A 15,533-nucleotide genomic window follows, 5' to 3' on the forward strand; every position below is an offset into this window, starting at 1 on the left:
AGCGTGAACGGTCGTTCACCTCTTGTCGGCGGCGCCGCTCAGTCGCGCGGCCACGGTCGGCCGTCCAGTCGCTCCACGTCACGGTTGAGGCGGCTCAGATGGGCGGCGAAGTCCGCGACCTCCTCGGCCGTCCAGTCGGCCACCACTTTGGTCAGGCCCTCCCGGTTCGCCGCTCGGTCGGCCGCCAGTCGGCGCTCACCCTCCTCCGTCATCGCGAACTTGCGCGCGATGCCCCCCTCGGGGTCGGGGATGCGTTCGACGATTCCGGCACGGACCATCGCGGCGGTCTGCCGGTTGAGCGTGGACACGTCCAGGCCGAACGCGGCGCTGAGCTGGCCGATGGACATCGGCCCCTCCGCCTGGATGCGACTGAGGACGATGTACGCGCTGCGGTCGAGCCGTCCCGCCATGCCCCGCGCCGTCGGCGAGAGCAGGTGCATGTACCGACCGAGCAGCATCATCTCGAACTCGACCAGATCAACGGGTTTGTCCATGCGGCTGCTTCCTTCGGCTCCTGAACGGGCCTTCCCCTCGGCGGGCCCCCTGACAAGTTAGTGGGTTCACCGGCAATATGTATGATGCACCCCTCGTGCATGATGCATATCGCGTCATCCACATCCTCTCCGAGGGAGCAACCCAGTGGACAGTCCCAAGCCCGACGCCGGCTCCGGCAGAATTGTCGGCATCCTCGCCTTCGCCGGCATCGTGGCCGCGATCACGCAGACCCTCGTGGTCCCGCTGATCGGGGAGCTGCCGACCCTGCTCGACACCTCCGCCTCGAACGCTTCCTGGGTGATCACCGCCACCCTGCTCGCCGCCGCCGTCGTGACTCCGGTCGCCGGCCGGCTCGGCGACATGTACGGCAAGAAGCGCATGCTGCTCGTCTCGCTCCTGCCGCTCATCCTGGGTTCCGTCGTCTGCGCGCTGTCCTCCTCGGTGCTCCCGATGATCGCGGGACGCGGACTGCAGGGCATGGGCATGGGCGTCGTACCCCTGGGCATCAGCCTGATGCGTGACGTCGTACCGGCGGAGAAGCTCGGTTCGTCCATCGCGATCATGAGCGCGTCCATGGGTGTCGGGGGTGCGCTCGGACTGCCGTTCGCCGCGGCGATCGCCGAGAACACCAGCTGGCGCGTGCTGTTCTGGGTCGTGGCCGCGCTGTCCCTCGCCGTCGGCACGCTGATCTCCGTCTTCGTGCCCGCGGGGGGCGAGAACACCACCGCCGGGCGCTTCGACGTGCTCGGCGCGATCGGGCTCGGCACCGCGCTGATCTCCCTCCTCCTCGCCGTGTCGAAGGGTGCCGACTGGGGCTGGGGCAGCGGCACGACCCTCGGGCTGTTCGCCGTCACCGTGGTCGCGCTGCCGGCCTGGGGCTGGTGGGAGCTGCGCAGCGCCGACCCGCTGGTCGACCTGCGCGTGACCGCCCGTCCGCAGGTGCTGATGACCAACGCGGCCTCGATCCTCGTCGGGTTCGCGATGTACGCGCAGTCCCTGGTCATCCCCCAGCTGATGCAGCTGCCCAAGGAGACCGGCTACGGGCTCGGTGAGTCCATGCTCGCCATGGGGCTGTGGATGGCTCCGGCCGGCCTGATGATGATGGTCATGTCGCCCGTCGGCGCCATGCTCTCCGCCAAGTCCGGACCCAGGATCACGCTCTCCGTCGGCGGCCTGATCATCGCCGTCGGGTACGGCATCTCCCTGCCGCTGATCGGCTCCACCTCCCCGTGGGGCCTGCTCGCGGTGACCATCGTCTGCGGCACGGGTGTCGGTTTCGCCTACGGCGCCATGCCGGCGCTCATCATGGGCGCGGTCCCGCAGTCCGAGACGGCTTCCGCCAACAGCTTCAACAGCCTGATGCGTTCGATCGGCAGCTCGGTCTCCGCCGCCGTCATCGGTGTCGTGCTGGCCCAGATGACCACCGACTTCGGCGGCTTCGCGCTGCCCTCCGAGGCCGGGTTCCGGGCCGCCATGATGATCGGCTGCGGTGTCGGCCTCGCGGCGGCGGTCGTCGCCTTCCTCATCCCGGTCCGCCCGGTCGAGGCCGACGCGGTGGTCGAGCCGACTCCGGAGGCCCACGCTCCGGAGGTGTCCGAGGCCAAGGCCTGAGCGCCACCAGGCCCTCATAGCGAGCCGATCCCCCGGGTTCCTGCCGGGAGGTCGGCTCGTTCTGTCGTGTCAGGCCTCTTGTTCGGACAGGGGGCGTGGAATTAGATGGTCTGTCAGTGTCGCCGGGCAGTGGCCTTTGGCCGTGCCGAAGCGACCACTTCGCCATGCCCGGATTCGGCCGTCGCGATGCGTACGCGAGGAATTTACAAGGTTTACATCCCTTGCCCGCCGTGTTTCCGAGGCGTGAGGCAGAAGTGAATTCACCTGGTCGTCCGACGGCTTGCTGACATCCTGAGGTACGCCGCCGGACTGCGGAGACGTCGAAACTGATTGGAATTGGGCGGTTTTTCGGGACTTCGTACTCGCGGACGGTGGTGGCCGAATGGAATCGGCCGCATACGGAATGTTCCACGCCATGTTGACTCGTGAGTAATGTCGGCGCTAGCTTCCCCGTGGTTTCCCTCTCAGGTGAAGTGCTTCCGCGCCACAAAACCCCCACCGTGCAGTTTCACCGAGTATTTCGGAGAATCATGACGTCTGCCGTGCGCGCCGCTGACATGATCATTGGAGTCACCCCCTTCGGTGAGCCCGACGCACGGCTCGCCGCCGCGGTAAGCCGCGCGGGCGGCCTGGGCGTACTCGACCTGGGCTTCGGTGACCGGAGAGCCAGAGACGCGCTGGCCCGGATACGCCACCTCGCCGCCCCCTCCGCCGGCGGCCTCCGCTACGGCGTACGGATCGGGCCCCACTGCCGGCTCACCCCCGCCGACCTGCTCGGCGACGGCGCCCCCGACACCGTGATCCTCGCCCCCGATGCCGCCGACGCATTCCTGCCGGTCGCCGAGGTCGCCGCCCACCATCGCGTCCTCGTCGAGGTCACCGACCTGCGGGAGGCCCTCGCGGCCGTCCGTGCCGGTGCGCACGGGCTGATCGCCCGGGGCAGTGACGGCGGCGGCCGGATCGGCGACCTCAGCACCTTCGTCCTCCTGCAACGGCTCCTCGCCGAACCCGGCATCGAACTCCCCGTCTGGGCGCGTGGCGGCATAGGCCCCCGTACGGCCGCCGCCGCCGTCGCCGGGGGAGCGGCGGGCGTCGTGCTCGACAGCCAACTCGCCCTGCTCGCCGAGTCCGCACTGCCGGAGGCGACGGCGGCCGCGCTCCGCTCGATGGACGGCTCGGAGACCGTCGTCGTGGCCGGCCACCGCGTACTGCACCGGCGCGGTCCCGACGCCCCGCCCGTTCCGGCCGGTGATCCGGCCGCGGTCGCGGCGATGCTCGGCGCCCAGGACCCGCGCACCCAGCTCCTCCCGGTCGGCCAGGACGGCTTCCTCGCCGCCCGCTTCGCCGACCACTGGGGCGACACCGCCCGCACGGTCCGCGCCCTCACCGAAGCGGTCCGAGATGTCGTACGGGATGTCGTACGGGACGGCGCGCGAGACGTCGAACAAGACGGTGTACGGGATGACGTACAGGACGTCGTACGGGACGGCGGGCGAGGTGCGGGGCCCCTGCGGGCGTTGCGCGCCGGGTCTCCGATGAGCCGGGCACTGGGCACCCAACTCCCGCTCGCCCAGGGGCCGATGACCCGCGTCAGCGACCAGGCACGGTTCGCCGCGGCCGTCGCCGGGGGCGGTGCGCTGCCGTTCGTCGCGCTGGCCCTCGCCAGTGGTGAGCAGAGCCGGGCCATGCTGGCCGAGACCCGGGAGGCTGTCGGGGAGGACCGGCCCTGGGGTGTCGGCGTGCTCGGGTTCGCGCCCGAGGAGCTGCGAAACGCCCAACTCGAAGCCGTACGGGAGCTGCGGCCCACGCACGCGATCATCGCGGGCGGCCGGCCCGCCCAGGCCGAGGCGCTGGAGCGGGTCGGGATCAGCACCTTCCTGCACGTGCCCTCGCCGGGCCTGCTGAAGCAGTTCCTGGAGGCCGGGGCGCGCCGGTTCGTGTTCGAGGGGTCGGAGTGCGGCGGGCATGTCGGACCGCGCGGCAGCTTTCCGCTCTGGGAGGCCCAACTCGCCGTTATCGACGACTACTTGGCCGGAGCCGGGGAGGACGCCGGCGAGCGGATCGAGGTGTTCTTCGCGGGCGGCGTCCATGACGAGCGGTCGGCCGCGATGGTCGCCGCACTCGCCGCTCCACTGACCGCGCGCGGCGCGTCCGTCGGCGTACTGATGGGCACCGCCTACCTGTTCACCGAGGAGGCGGTGGGCTGCGGAGCGGTCCAGCCGCTCTTCCAGCGCCAGGTCGTCGACGCGACCGGTACCGCGCTGCTGGAGACGGCGCCCGGTCACGCCACCCGGTGCGTACCCAGCCCGTTCAGCGACAACTACCGTGAGTTCGAAGCAGAGTTGCGGGCGAGCGGGGTGCCCGAGCGGCAGATCTGGGAGCGGCTGGAGCGGCTCAACGTCGGGCGGCTGCGCATCGCCAGCAAGGGCGTCGAGCGGGGTGCCGAGGGCGAGTTGGCGGCCGTGGACGAGCAACGGCAGCTCGCCGAGGGCATGTTCATGGCCGGGGAAGTGGCCGTACTGCGCTCGGCGACCACCACCATCGAGGCACTGCACCACTCCGTGGCCGACGGCGCCGCCGACTTCCTCACCGGGCGGGCGGCCCAGCTGCGGGAGCGGCTCGGGGTGCCGGCGGCCGAGGAGAACACCGAAGCCCCGCCGCCCGCGCCCCTCGACGTCGCCGTGGTGGGCATGGCCTGCATGTTCCCGGACGCCCCCGACCTCGCCGCCTTCTGGGCGAACGTCCTCGGCGGTCACGACGCGGTGGCGGAGGTGCCCGCCGACCGCTGGGACCCCGCCGTGCACTACTCGGCGCCGGACGAGGACGGTGGCGTCACGACCTCCAAGTGGGGCGGCTTCCTGCCCCGCATCCCCTTCGACCCGCTGTCCTACGGCATTCCGCCCACCTCGCTCGGCAGCATCGAGCCTGTCCAGCTGTTGGCCCTCGAAGCCGCCCGCCGGGCCCTGGCGCACGCCGGATACGGCGAGCGGGGGCGGGAGTTCGACCGCTCGCGCACCTCGGTCGTGTTCGGCGCGGAGGCGGGCAGCGACCTGTCCAACGCGGGCACGCTGCGAGCCGTACTGCCGTCGTACTACGGCAAGGTGCCGGACGGGCTCGCGGATCAGCTGCCCCGGCTCACCGAGGACTCCTTCCCCGGCATGCTCTCCAACGTGATCTCCGGCCGGATCGCCAACCGCCTCGACCTCGGCGGCGCCAACTACACGGTCGACGCCGCGTGTGCCTCGTCCCTCGCCGCCGTCGACGTGGCCTGCAAGGAGCTGGTGGGCGGCACCAGCGACGTGGTGCTGTGCGGTGGCGCCGACCTGCACAACGGCATCAACGACTACGTGCTCTTCTCCTCCGTGCACGCACTGTCCCCGACCGGGCGTTCGCGCGCCTTCGACAGCTCGGCGGACGGGATCGCGCTGGGGGAGGGCGTCGCGTGTGTCGTGCTGAAGCGGCTGTCGGACGCCGAGCGCGACGGCGACCGGATCTACGGGGTCATCAAGGGAGTCGGCAGCTCCAGTGACGGGCGTTCCCTCGGGCTGACGGCTCCCCGGCCCGAGGGCCAGCGGGCCGCGCTGCAGCGGGCGTACCGCAACGCCGGGGTCTCGCCCGCCGAGGTCGGGCTCGTCGAGGCGCACGGCACCGGAACCGTGGTCGGTGACCGCACCGAACTCACCATCCTGAGCGAGGTGTTCAGCGAGGCCGGGGCCAAGCCCGGCGCTGTCGCGCTCGGTTCGGTCAAGTCGCAGATCGGCCACACCAAGTGCGCCGCCGGACTCGCCGGTCTCATCAAGACCGTGCTCGCCCTGCACACCGGGGTGAAGCCGCCCACCCTGCACGTCAGCAGGCCCAACGCCGCCTGGGACGAGACCAGCAGCCCGTTCGCGTTCCACGGACAGACCCGGCCCTGGGCGGCTCCGGCACGCGAACGACGGGCGGGGCTCAGCGCGTTCGGCTTCGGCGGCACCAACTTCCATGTGGTGCTGGAGGCCTACGCGGACTCCGCCCCGCCCGCGCACACGCTCGACGCCTGGCCCGCCGAACTGTTCACGTTCCGGGCGGCCGATCCGGCCGGGGCACGCCGAGCCATCGAGGACGTGCTGAAAGCGGCCCAGGACGAGCAGTCCTCCTGGCGGCTGCGCGACCTCGCGCTCGCCGCCTCGCGCCGCTCCGACGCCCGCCACGAGCCCGTACAGGTGGCGGTCGTGGCGACGGACCCGGCGGGCCTCGCCGGACAGCTGCGCCGGGCACTGGCGGGGGAGCACGATCCACGCGCCGGAATCCACCTCGCGCAGCACCAGCAGCAGGAGGAAGGGGTGGGCCAGGTCGCCTTCCTCTTCCCCGGGCAGGGCAGTCAGCGGACCGGGATGCTCGCCGACGTGTTCGTGGCGCTCCCCGAACTCCAGTACTACCTGGAACTCGGCCGCGACCACGCCGACCTCCTCTACCCGCCCACCGCCTTCGACGACACCACCCGCGACCGCCAGCACACCGCCCTCACCGACACCAGGGCCGCCCAGCCCGCCCTGGGCATCGCCGGCCTCGCCGCTCACGCCCTCCTCACCACGGCTGGCGTACGCCCCGACATGGCCGCCGGACACAGCTACGGCGAACTCGTCGCCCTCAGCGCGGCCGGTGCCCTCGACCCGGAAACCCTCCTCGCCCTGAGCGCGGAACGCGCGAACGCGATCCTCTCGGCGGCAGCCCAGGTGGGCGACGACCCGGGCACGATGGCAGCGGTGTCGGCGGGAGCCGAGGACGTCACGGCGGCCCTGCGCGCGGCGGACGCGCCCGCCTCGGTGGTCGTCGCCAACCACAACTCGCCCAAGCAGACGGTGATCTCAGGCCCGACGGAGGCGGTCGACGAGGCCGTACGGGTGCTGCGCGCCGCCGGGCTCGGTGCGAAGCGCATCCCCGTAGCCTGTGCCTTCCACAGCCCGCTGGTCGCCGGGGCGGGTGAACTCTTCGCGACCGCCCTGGCCCAACAGCCCGTCCATGCACCCGAGTTCACGGTGTGGTCCAACCGAACGGCCGCCCCCTACGGCGCCGACGCCGACGCGGTGCGTGCCGAACTCGCCGCTCAGATCGGTGCCCCGGTCGGTTTCGTCGCGCAGATCGAGGCCATGTACGAGGCGGGCGCCCGCATCTTCGTCGAGGCCGGGCCCGGTTCCGTACTGACCCGGCTGGTCGGCCAGATCCTCGGCGACCGCCCGCACCGCACGGTCGCCTGCGAACCGCGTCCGGACAGCGGACTGCGCGGCTGGCTGGACGCGCTGGCCCAACTGGCCGTCGCGGGCCTGCCGGTACGCACCGGCTGGCTGTTCCACGGGCGCGACGCCGTCGACGCGACCCGGACCAAGGCGCCCAAGCGGCCCGGCTGGACGGTCGACGGCCACCTGGTCCGCACCGCCACCGGCGAACTCCTCCCCGGTGCCCTCGCACCGGCCCGACGCGTAGTGGAGACGACCACAGTGACCGCGAACGACCAGGACCCCACCCCGGCCGCAGGCAGGGACGCGCTGATCTCCGAGTTCCTGCGCACCAGCCGCGAGATGGTCGCCGCCCAACGGGACGTACTCCTCACGTACTTCGGCGCGGCACCGGGCCAGTGGATACCCGGGCCGACGGCACCGGAGACCCTGCGGGCGATCGAGCCCCCGAGCCGGCAGCCGGCGCCGGAGGCCGCGCCCACCTACCCGCCCGCGCTCTACGCGGTGCCCGCGCCTGCTCCTGCTGCTGTCTCCGCTGCTGAGGTGTTCTCGGAGGTGGAGGTGCTGGGGGTGGTGTTGGAGATCATCAGTGAGCGCACCGGGTATCCCGTGGACATGATCGAGCCGGATCTTGATCTGGAAGCGGACTTGAGTATCGACTCGATCAAGCGGGCTGAGATCGCTGGTGAGTTGGCGCAGCGGTTGGGCGTCGGCGGTGCCGGTGACCTGACAGTGCTCGGGGATGACGAGTTGGAGGAGCTTGCCAAGGCCCGTACGGCCGCTGGGGTGACGGCATGGCTGGCGGAACGGCTCGCGACAGCCGGGCCGCAGCCCGTGCCCATGCCTTCTTCGCCTGTCTCCGCTGCTGAGGTGTTCTCGGAGGTGGAGGTGTTGGGGGTGGTGTTGGAGATCATCAGTGAGCGCACCGGGTATCCCGTGGACATGATCGAGCCGGATCTTGATCTGGAAGCGGACTTGAGTATCGACTCGATCAAGCGGGCTGAGATCGCTGGTGAGTTGGCGCAGCGGTTGGGTGTCGGGGGTGCTGGTGATCTGACGGTGCTCGGGGACGATGAGTTGGAGGAGCTTGCCAAGGCTCGTACGGCTGCGGCAGTGACGGCATGGCTGGCGGAACGGCTCACCGGCCCCGGCGAGGTCGAGCAGCAGGCAGCGGCAGGAGCGGTAGGAGAGACAGGAGCGGCAGCGCAGCCCCTCCTGACGGAGGTGGCGGCCGTTTCCGCCTCCCCGGAGGTCACCGGTGAGGCGCCCAAGCGCTTCCAGTTGCGGCCTGTGCTGCTGGAACAGCAGGACGGCAACGGGACCCCGGACAGGGCCGGGGCCGGGAGCGTCGACCCCGCCGCCGTACTGGCCGGAAAGCGGTTCGCGATCCTGGGCGACGACGACGGCGGGGCGGTGGCCCAGGAGGTCGTGGCGCGGCTCGCCGGACACGGCGCCGACGCGGTGGTGCTCGACCCCGAGCAGCTGCTGACGGGGGCGGACGGACCCGCCGGGCTGGTTGACGGAGTGCTGTACCTCGACCCGCTCGCCTCGTCCCGGCCGCCGGTGCTGCCTGATGCCTTCCCCGTCTTCAAGGCGGCCCTGGGGCTCGCCCCGCGCTGGCTGTTCGCCGTCCGGGCGACCACGGAAGGCGGCACGGACGCCGCCGAGTTGAGGTCGGCCGGACTGCACGGGCTCTTCCGGACGGTCGCCCGGGAGTACCCGGAGACGGACGCACGCGTCATCGACCTCGTCGGCGGCGACACGGGTGCCGCCGCTGTCGCCGACGCCCTGCTCGGCGAGTTGCTCGCCCCGGACCGCACCCCGGTGGTCCTGCGAACGGCCGCCGGACGCCACGGACTTGAGCTGGTCGAAACCCCGCTGGGCGCACTCGGCACCACCGGCGCCGGACCCGCCGGGGACGGCGCCGCCGAGGCCGCCGCCCTCGGACTGGACCGCGACAGCGTGGTGCTGCTGGTCGGCGGGGCCCGTGGCATCACCGCGAAGTTCGCCGCCGCGCTGGCGTCCGCCTCCCGCTGCCGGATCGAACTGCTCGGCCGGACCCCCGCACCGGAAGGCCCGGAGGACGCGGCCACGGCAGCCGCCGGCACCCGGACCGAACTGCGCGCGGCCCTCGCCGCCCGGGGCGGACTGACCCCGGCCGCGCTCAACCGTGAGTCCGAACTCCTGCTCGCCCAGCGGGAGATCACCGCCACGCTCGACGAACTGGCGGCCCTCGGCAGCCAGGCCCGCTACCACTCCGTCGACTTCCGCGAACAGGACGCGGCCCTCCAGGTCGTGAAGGAGATCCACGCCGAACACGGCCGCCTGGACGGCGTCGTCTACGCGGCCGGGGTGATCGAGGACCGGCTCATCGCCGAGAAGACCACCGAGTCCTTCCAGCGCGTGTACGGGACCAAGACCACCGGCGCCGAGACCCTGCTCGCAGCACTGGAACAGCTCCCCAACAGGCCCGCGTTCGCAGTCCTGTTCGGCAGCATCTCCGCCGTTCTCGGCAACCGGGGCCAGGTCGACTACGCCGCCGCCAACGACGCCCTGCAGAGCCTCGGCGCCGCCTGGGCGGCCCGAACAGGGCAGCGGGCCCTGACCGTGCACTGGGGGCCATGGGCGCCGACCGGCGGCCACACCGGCATGGTGACCCCCGAACTCGGGCGCGAGTACGCCCGGCGCGGGGTCAGGCTCATCGACCCCGAGGAGGGCACGGCCGCACTGCTCCGTGAACTGGCCTGGGGCGCGGAGTCGGCGGACGCCGTCGTCTACACCTCGTCGGGCTGGTAAGCGACGTGACAGATCGTCAAGCAGTGCGCGGGCCCGTCGGTACGTCGACCCCGGTGGCCATCGTGGGCATGTCCGTGCTGCTGCCCGGCGCCGCCGACCTCGACACCTACTGGCGGAACCTGCTCGCCGGCACGGACGCCATCACCGAGGTTCCGGAAGGGCGTTGGGACGCCGACGCCTACTACCGGCCCGACTCCGCCGGTGGCCGTGCCGTCGCCGACCAGGTGTACTGCCGGCGCGGCGGGTTCGTGGACGGGCTGGCGGAGGTGGAGGTGACCCGGTTCGGGATCATGCCGAACTCCGTCTCCGGAACCGAGCCCGACCAGCTCATCGCGCTCAACGTGGCCGCCGCCGCTCTCGCCGACGCCAGTGCGGGCGGAGGCGGAGGCAAGGATCGCGGGGAGCTGGACAGCTGGCTGCCCGACCGGCACCGCGTCGGGGTGATCCTGGGCCGGGGCGGCTACCTCACCCCCGGCCTCGTCCGACTCGACCAGCGCGTGCGCACCGCCGGTCAACTCGTGCGGACACTGGGCGAGTTGCTGCCCGACCTGGACTCCGACCAACTCGACAGCATCCGTACGGCGTTCACCGACAGCCTCGGTCCCGACAGCCCTGAGTCGGCGATCGGGCTCGTGCCCAACCTCGCCGCCTCCCGGGTCGCCAACCGCCTCGACCTGCGCGGACCGGCGTACACCGTGGACGCGGCCTGCGCCTCCTCGCTGGTGGCTGTGGACCAGGCGGTGAACGAACTCGCCTCAGGGCGCTGTGACGTGATGCTGGCCGGCGGAGTGCACCACTGCCACGACATCACCCTGTGGAGTGTCTTCTCGCAGCTGCGCGCCCTCTCGCCCAGCCAGCGCATCCGCCCCTTCCACCGGGGCGCCGACGGCATCCTGGTCGGTGAGGGCACCGGCGTGGTCGTCCTCAAGCGCCTCGCGGACGCCGAGCGCGACGGGGACCGCATCTACGCCGTCATCCGGGGCACCGGCGTGGCCAGCGACGGCCGCGCCGCCGGGCTCGTCAACCCCGACCCCGGCGGCCAGGCCCACGCCGTACGCCAGGCCTGGCGGGCTGCCGGACTCGACCCCGCCCAGCCCGGTTCCATCGGCCTCCTGGAGGCCCACGGCACGGCGACCCCCGCCGGTGACAACGCCGAACTGGCCACACTGGCCGAGGTGTTCGGGCCGCGAGACGCAGGGAGCGCGGGTGGCGCCGGTACGGCGGTGATCGGGTCCGTGAAGTCGATGATCGGGCACACCATGCCCGCCGCCGGCGTCGCGGGCCTCGTCAAGGCCGCCCTCGCCGTCCACCACGGCATGCTCCTGCCCACCCTCCACTGCGACGACCCGAACCCGGCCCTCGCGGCCACCCGTTTCCGCCCCCTGGACCGGGCCGCGCCCTGGGAGACCACGGCCGAGCAACCGGTACGACGGGCGGCGGTCAACGCGTTCGGGTTCGGCGGGATCAACGCCCATGTGGTGCTGGAGGAGGCGCCCGGGGCGCGTGCGAGGGCGACCGCTTGCCCGGCGCCTTCCCCCGCGCCGACGGTCTCTGTCGCCGAGCCCGAGCGCGTCCTGCTGCTCGCCGCCGACACCCCCGAGGCCCTCGCCGCCCTCCTCGACACGGACGACGCCTCCGTACTCGCCGCCGGACTCGACGCCACCCGTCCGGACCCACGGGCCGGACGCAGCCGGCTCGGCATCGTCGATCCGACGGCCAAGCGGCTCACTCTGGCGCGCCGAGCCGTCGCCAAGGGACGGTCGTGGCAGGGCCGTAGCGACGTCTGGTTCCGGCCCGAACCGCTACAAGCGGACGGAATGGGGGAGTTGGGGGGCCTCGCCTTCGTCTTCCCCGGCCTCGAAGGCGACTTCGAGCCCCGCGTAGACGACATCGCCGCCCACTTCGGTCTCACCGACGTCCTGCCGGCCGGTGAACGGGCCGAGGTCGGAGACGTGGGCCGGCACGGGTTCGGGGTCGTCGGGGTCGGACTGCTGCTGGACGGGGCACTGCGCCGTATGGGCGTCGTCCCCGACGCGGTGGCCGGGCACAGCGTCGGCGAGTGGACGGCGATGGTGGCTGCCGGACTGTACGACGGTGACGAGGTCGGCGCCTTCATGGCGACCTTCGACCCCGACACGGTCAGTGTGCCGGGGCTGGCCTTCGGGGCACTCGGCGCGCCCGCCGAACGGGTACTCGCGGCGCTTGCCGAAGAAGACTGGGCGGACGCCGGGATCGTGCTCTCGCACGACAACGCGCCGGGCCAGTCCATGGTGTGCGGTCCGGACACGGCGGTCGAGGCGTTCGTCCGGGCGTTCCGTGCCCGGGGTGTGCTGAGCCAGGTGCTGCCCTTCCAATCCGGCTTCCACACACCGATGTTGGCGCCCTACCTGGCCCCCATCGAGCAGGCCGCGAGCAGCTTCCGGCTCCAGCGGCCGACGGTCCCCGTCTGGTCGGGGACGACAGCGGCGCCCTTCCCGGCGGCCGAGTCGGCGGTGCGTGAGCTGTTCGTACGGCATCTGCTGGAGCCGGTGCGCTTCCGGCAGCTGGTCGAGGCGATGTACGCGGCCGGACACCGGACCTTCATCCAGGTGGGCACCGGTCAACTCAGCTCCCTCATCGGCGACACGCTGTCCGGGCGCGATCATCTGGTCGTCGCCGCGAACTCCCCGCATCGCGGTGGCCTGGCACAACTCCGGCGCGTGGCAACGGCGTTGTGGGTTTCGGGCCGAACGACATCACCGGCGCTTCCACGCACTCCCGCCACCGCCGCAGCCATTGCCGATATCGCCGGCACCGCCGGCGACCCGGCACCCCGTGCCGCCGGCCCCTCCGACCGCTCCACGGCACCGGCCGACACGCCGGCCTCCGTGCGGAGGGGCCGGCCATCCACCCGCCCGCCCGTCCACCTCGACCTGGGTGCCGCCCTCGTCTCCCTCGACGAGGGGACGCTCACGCGACTGCGGGCGGAGCTGGGTTCTTCGGCCACCGGGGTCCTGGCTGCCGCGGCGCCGCAAGGTGCCGGTCCGTCGCGGGTCACCGCCTCGGCCCCCGTGGCAGCACAACAGGCCGGTGCGGCTCAGGCGTTGGGCATCGTGCGGACACTCGGAGGCGCCGCCCTCCCGAGCGCCGGGCCCGCGTCGCCGCTGGACGCACTTGCGGCCCGCTTCCCGGCCGCCGCCGAACTCGGCGCCCTGCTACGGGAGACGGCCGACACCGCCGCCGAACTGATCGGCGCGGGCCAGCGCCGACCGGGCTCCGCCGCGGCCTACGCGGGCGGCACCGCACAGAGGCCGGGCGGCTCCGCCAGGGAGGCTTCTCGACGATCGGGCGGCTCCGCCGGATCCGCCGGGGGCGCCGTCCCTGCCGGTCCGGCCGGGATCACGCCCCCAGCCGCTCCGGCCGAGGTCACGCCCGCCACCGCCCAGGCCGCCCCACCCCCCTGGCGCACCACGGTCCGCGTCTCGCCGGACACCATGCCGTACCTCCTCGACCACTGTTTCTTCCCGCAGCGCCCCGGCTGGCCGGACGTGGCCGACCGGTGGCCGGTGGTCCCGGCGACGACGATCGTGCAGCACATGATGGAAGCGGCCCAGCGCTCGGCGGCGCAGACGCACCCCGGAACCCGAGCCGTGGCCGTACCCGCATCCGTGCCCACAGCCGTGCACGGCGCCCGCTTCGACCAGTGGCTCACGGCGACCCCGCCCGTCGACGTGGACGTGACCGTCACCCCCGTCCCCGCGACCCCCACCCACCACGCCGTCTCCTTCGGCCCCCGAGCCCGCGCCACCATCGAACTCGCCGACAGCTACCCGGAGTCGACGGCCCGCCCCACCCCCTGGCCCACGACCCCCGCCACCGAACGCACCCCCGACCACACCGCCGCCCAGCTCTACGCCGAGCGCTGGATGTTCCACGGCCCGGCGTTCCAGGGGGTCACCGAACTCACCGCGCTGGGCGACGCGCACGTCAGGGGAGTCATCACGACCCCGCCCGCGCCCGGCTCGCTCCTCGACAACGTCGGGCAGATCCTCGGGTACTGGATCATGGCGACACGCACCGAGCGGACGGTCGTGTTCCCCGTCGGGATGCGAACGATGAGGTTCTACGGGCCGCACCCCGAACCCGGCACCGACGTCGACTGCTTCGTGCGGATCACCTCGCTCACCGACACCGTCCTCGAAGCGGACGTCCAACTGACCGTCGGTGGCCAGGTCTGGGCCGAGCTGAGCGGCTGGCAGGACCGGCGCTTCGACAACGACCCGCAGACCAGGCCCGTCGAACGCTTCCCCGAACGCAACACCCTCTCTCAGGCCCGGCCGGGCGGCTGGGTGCTCCTCAACGAACGCTGGCCCGACCTCGCCTCGCGCGACCTCATCATGCGCAACTCCCTTGGTGGGGATGAGCGTTCGCAGTACGAGCGACACGCCCCGCGCGGTCGCAGGCAGTGGCTGCTCGGCCGGATCGCCGCCAAGGACGCCGTGCGCCGGTGGCTCTGGGAACGGGAGGGCGAGGGGGACGTGTTCCCGGCGGAGATCCGGGTGCACAACGACGCGACCGGGCGGCCGTACGTCACCGGGGTGCACGGCCGGACCCTGCCCCCGCTGGACGTCTCGCTCGCCCACTGTGCCGAGGCGGGCGTGGCGATCGTACGGCCGCACCGGCCCGGATCCGCCCCCGGGATCGACATCGAGGAGGTCGTCGACCGGGACGCCTCGACCCTGACCACCGCCCTCACCCCGGCCGAACTCGCCCTCCTGCGCACCCGGTCGGCCGCCACCGGCGAGTCCGAGGCGCTCTGGTTCACCCGCTTCTGGGCCGCCAAGGAGGCGGTCGCGAAGGCGGAGGGGACCGGATTCGGCGGTCGGCCAAGGGACTTCGTGGTGCGGGAGTCCAAGGACGAGGGCGCCCGCCTCACGGTCTCCGGGCGGCTCGCGCCTGCCTACACCGTGCACTGCGAACAGACCGGCAATCCCCCCGGACTGCCGGACCGGGAGTACGTCGTGGCCTGGACAACCGGACCGGCCGAAGAAGTCGCAGCGGAACAAGCGTCAGAACAAGCGTCAGAACAAGGGGAGTTGGAGCGATGACCAGCCTCAACGGGCACACGACCACAGCCGGTGTCGTCAGTGAGGAGGCGGTGCTCGCCGACATCAAAGGCATGCTCACGGCCCTCCTCGACGAGTACGGTTTCGACGACGTCGAGATCCGGATGGACACCACCTTCAACCGCGACCTGGAGCTGGAGAGCATCGACCTGGTGACTCTGGCGGGGATGCTGGAGGAGAAGTACGGCAACCGGGTCAACTTCGCGGAGTTCCTGGCCGACATGGACTTCGACGAGATCATCGAACTCACCGTCGGCCGGCTCGTCGAGCACGTAGTCGCCAGTCTCAAAGCGGCGGAGGCGGGCTGACC

Annotated in this window: 5 protein-coding genes; 4 read left to right on the forward strand and 1 reads right to left on the reverse strand. The window is 72.3% G+C overall.

What is annotated here, in order from left to right; all coding sequences use genetic code 11:
* Positions 1–38: 38 nt before the first annotated feature.
* The gene (locus tag OG241_RS38285; protein ID WP_405822127.1) at positions 39–494 is read right to left on the reverse strand and encodes a MarR family winged helix-turn-helix transcriptional regulator; all 456 of its coding nucleotides are present in this window, start codon (positions 492–494) and stop codon (positions 39–41) included.
* Between the two features lie 145 nt (positions 495–639).
* Here OG241_RS38285 and OG241_RS38290 point away from each other — a divergent pair, with 145 nt between their 5' ends.
* The 4 genes from OG241_RS38290 (at position 640) to OG241_RS38305 (ending at position 15,531) form a co-directional block, all read left to right on the forward strand.
* Positions 640–2,106: an MFS transporter gene (locus OG241_RS38290; protein WP_405822129.1), complete on the forward strand. Its 1,467-nt coding sequence runs from the start codon at positions 640–642 to the stop codon at positions 2,104–2,106.
* A 530-nt stretch (positions 2,107–2,636) separates the two neighbouring features.
* Positions 2,637–10,118: an SDR family NAD(P)-dependent oxidoreductase gene (locus OG241_RS38295; RefSeq protein ID WP_405822131.1), complete on the forward strand. Its 7,482-nt coding sequence runs from the start codon at positions 2,637–2,639 to the stop codon at positions 10,116–10,118.
* 23 nt (positions 10,119–10,141) lie between these two features.
* Positions 10,142–15,205: a beta-ketoacyl synthase N-terminal-like domain-containing protein gene (locus OG241_RS38300; protein ID WP_405822133.1), complete on the forward strand. Its 5,064-nt coding sequence runs from the start codon at positions 10,142–10,144 to the stop codon at positions 15,203–15,205.
* The gene (locus tag OG241_RS38305) at positions 15,202–15,531 is read left to right on the forward strand and encodes an acyl carrier protein (protein ID WP_405822135.1); all 330 of its coding nucleotides are present in this window, start codon (positions 15,202–15,204) and stop codon (positions 15,529–15,531) included. Before OG241_RS38300 ends, OG241_RS38305 begins: the two co-directional genes overlap by 4 nt.
* The last annotated feature ends 2 nt before the right edge of the window (positions 15,532–15,533 follow it).

This window comes from Streptomyces sp. NBC_01390, from assembly GCF_045040105.1.
Classification (GTDB): domain Bacteria; phylum Actinomycetota; class Actinomycetes; order Streptomycetales; family Streptomycetaceae; genus Streptomyces.